The organism is Sporichthyaceae bacterium (assembly GCA_036493475.1).
Lineage (GTDB): Bacteria > Actinomycetota > Actinomycetes > Sporichthyales > Sporichthyaceae > DASQPJ01.
Genome location: DASXPS010000196.1, coordinates 1 through 2,733 on the forward strand (window position 1 = coordinate 1; position 2,733 = coordinate 2,733).

Sequence of the window (2,733 nt, forward strand, 5' to 3'; positions counted from 1 at the left end):
CTCGTCCAGGTCGTCACAGTCCTCGCCGAGAGCCGGGAGTTGCCGACTCCGGTCAGGTGCTCGAAGGGTGTGCCGTGGCTGATCCTGCGTCTATACGTCTGCTTGGTGCCCGCATCTCGCGGGTGTCAACGTCGGCTGAAAACTGACCCCCTGGCGTCGGTTGAATCGTGACCCCCTTGTGTGAATGTTCGTTACTGTTGGTGGTCGGTTGAGGCTGGGGTGGCTCGGCCGAGGTCGCGGTTGCGGGTGCGGTAGCTGTCGCCCTTGAGGGCGTGGACTTCGGCGTGGTGGACGAGTCGGTCGATCATTGCGGCGGCGATGACGTCGTCGTTGAACACCTCTCCCCAGCGGCCGAACGGCATGTTGCTCGTGATGATCAAGCTGGCGCGCTCGTACCTGCTCGAGACGAGTTGGAAGAACAGGTTCGCGGCGTCGGGATCGAACGGCAGGTAGCCGACCTCGTCGATGACCAGGAGCGGGTAACGCGAGAGTTTGACGAGCTCGGCGGGCAGCACGCCGTGCTGGTGGGCTGCGGCGAGGCGGGTGACCCAGTCGGCGGCGGTGGCGAAGGCGACGCGGTGTCCGGCCTGGCAGGCGCGCATTCCGAGGCCGATGGCGAGGTGTGTTTTGCCGGTGCCGGGCGGGCCGAGGAAGACGGCGTTGTCCTTGGCGGCGATGAAGTCGAGGGTGCCGAGGTGGGCGATGGCCTCGCGTCTGATCGAGCGCTGATGCTCGTAGTCGAACTCTTCGAGGGTCTTGCGGGCCGGGAAGCGGGCGGCTTTGATGCGGATCTCGGCTCCGGAGGCGGAGCGGGTGGCGTTCTCGCGCTGCATGCAGGCGGCGAGGTATTCCTGGTGGGTCCAGTTCTCGGTCCGGGCGCGTTCGGCCAGGCGTTCGGCGGCGTCGGCGATCGCCGGGGTCTTGAGCGCTCTGGAGAGGTAGGCGATCTCGGCTGCCGTCTCGCGCCCGGTGGGCGCGGGTTTCTCGGTGGTGCGGGAAGGCATCCCGGTCTCCTTAATCGGTGAAGGCGGGGTGGGTCTCGGTGTGGTCCGCTGCGGCGATCGCGGCCGCGGCGAGGCGGCGTAGGAACACGGCGGCGGCGTGGCCGTCGGTCGGCAGGTCGATGGCGACGGCGTCGGCGGGATCGCCGATGGCCAGGCGGGGTCCGCCGTAGCGCGGATCGCCGGTGAATTCGAGCGCGGCGTGCGGGTCGGTGATGCGCAGCCGGGCGAAGAGCATGCTGCGTGCAGGCATGCCAGTCTCCTTGTCGGTGTCGGTGTCGGTGTCGGTGTCGGTGTCGGGCAGGGTGCAGCGTGGAACCGCGGGTGCGGTCCGGGCAGGGGTCAGGCGGCCGGGGTCTCGGGTTCGGCCAGGCCGAAGATCGCGTCGTAGCGGGAGAGGTCGCGCACCTCGACCTCGTCGCTGCCGGCGTGCTCGCGTACCGGGTGCAGGTGGGCGCGGCGCATCGCGGTCGCTGCCGCGGTGTGGGCGGGGTCGGTGATCGTCTGGTGCGGGGCCCAGGAGCGTGGATGGCGGGCGACCGGCAGCCCGTTCATCGTCGCGGTCACCTCGTGAAGGTCCGCGCGGACCGCGATGCGCCGGCCGATCGCGGCCGGATCGACGGAGTAGTCGCAGGTATCGACACGCACGTAGTGGTCGCGCGGCAGCCGCAGCGTGTGGTGCCAGCCGATGACCGGGGCGACCGGCGGCAGGGGCACCATCGCGGCCAGGTCCGCGCCGAGACGGTCGATCGGGCGGCACTCGATCCTGCGGTGGTGGCGGGAGTTCGCTTTGAGCAGCCAGGCGGCCAGCTGCCGGTTGAAGTCGGCGGGCGAGGAGAAGGAGCGTCCCGGCATGAAGCTGGTCTCCAGGTAGCCGTTCGCCCGCTCCACCAGTCCCTTGGTCTCCGGATCGCGGGGTCGGGCCTGGTAGATGCTGACCCCGAGGCTGCCGCGGAAGGCTTGGAACCCGTCTGCCAGGCGCGGTTTTCCCGACACCCACCTGCCGACCGCGCCCTCGTTGTCCCACACCAGTGTCTTGGCCACCGCGCCGAGCTCGGCCAGAAGCTCCCAGTGCCCGGCGATCAGGTCCTCGGCATGCCGGGACGGGATCATCCGCGCCATCAGGTACCGGGAGTAGCCCGCCACCATCGTGAGCACCGGCGGACTATCGGCGTGACCGGCGCCGAGCGGGATCTTCGCGGGCGGGAACCACAGGTCACACTGCATGATCTCGCCCGGCTCGTACGTGGTGCGCGAGGCCGGATCCGCCGGCTTGAACTGCGGGCGTATCTCGCGCACGTGCTCTCGGAACACCGTGATCGACCGCTCCCAGCCGACCCGCTCGGCGATCACCGTGGCCGGCATCCACGGATCGGCCTTGAGGCACTCCTTGATCCGCGGCACGAACGTGTCCACCGCCGACCCTGTCGGTGCACGCACGTACTTAGGCGGTTCCGTCGCAGCCAGAGCACGACGCACCGTGTTCTTCGAGATCCCCAGGACACGGGCGATCCCCTTGATCGTCATGCCCTCCGAGCGCGACAAGCGCCGGATCTCGGCCCAATCCTCCACGTTCAACACCCTCCAGGCTAAGCAAGGGGGTCAACTTTCAACCGTTGCCTGGGGGTCAGTTTTCAGCAACCGCCGACAGCCTGGTCGGAACGAGTGCCCGGAGCGGGACTCGAACCCGCACAACCTCTCGGTTCAGGAGGTTTAAGATCGCCGCAGCAAT

Annotated in this window: 3 protein-coding genes; all 3 read right to left on the reverse strand. The window is 68.9% G+C overall.

Features of this window, described 5'->3' with window-relative positions:
• Window positions 1–191 precede the first annotated feature (191 nt).
• Complete coding sequence (istB, locus tag VGJ14_18945; GenBank protein ID HEY2834505.1) at window positions 192–1,004, reverse strand: IS21-like element helper ATPase IstB; 813 nt, start codon at window positions 1,002–1,004, stop codon at window positions 192–194.
• A 10-nt stretch (window positions 1,005–1,014) separates the two neighbouring features.
• Complete coding sequence (locus VGJ14_18950; protein ID HEY2834506.1) at window positions 1,015–1,254, reverse strand: hypothetical protein; 240 nt, start codon at window positions 1,252–1,254, stop codon at window positions 1,015–1,017.
• Window positions 1,255–1,343: 89 nt separating this feature from the next.
• On the reverse strand, window positions 1,344–2,582 hold the full coding sequence (gene istA / locus VGJ14_18955; GenBank protein HEY2834507.1) for an IS21 family transposase: 1,239 nt from the start codon (window positions 2,580–2,582) through the stop codon (window positions 1,344–1,346).
• Between the last annotated feature and the right edge of the window lie 151 nt (window positions 2,583–2,733).